General features: G+C 46.5%; 1 protein-coding gene. It reads right to left on the bottom strand.

Annotated elements, in window-relative coordinates; all coding sequences use genetic code 11:
- Positions 1 to 47: 47 nt before the first annotated feature.
- A partial coding sequence (locus O0550_RS24230) for an IS3 family transposase (protein ID WP_258427435.1) occupies positions 48 to 288 on the bottom strand: 241 nt, incomplete at its 5' end.

Below are 288 nucleotides of genomic sequence, written 5' to 3'. Positions count from 1 at the left end.
GGGACTGACCCCCGTTTGTAGGACAGGGATCAAAACACCTTACAAGTTTAAGCAGCCAGTCGTCGGAATTCAACCGGTGACTGGTTGTTTAGTTTTGTTTGAATGCGAATTGAGTTATAGTAAGAGATATATTCTCGAACGGTCTGTTCAACGATTGCCGTCGTTGTACAGGTTAATCCTTCGAGGATGAACGTTTCCGACTTGAGGCAGGCGTGAAACGATTCAATCGGGGCGTTATCAGCAGGTGTTCCCTTCCGGGACATACTCATGGTAATGCCTCTTTCCTTT

This window comes from Brevibacillus halotolerans (genome assembly GCF_026891775.1).
Lineage (GTDB): Bacteria > Bacillota > Bacilli > Brevibacillales > Brevibacillaceae > Brevibacillus_B > Brevibacillus_B halotolerans.
The sequence above is the reverse complement of the archived record's forward strand: the minus strand, read 5'-3'. Positions and strand labels throughout refer to the sequence as shown.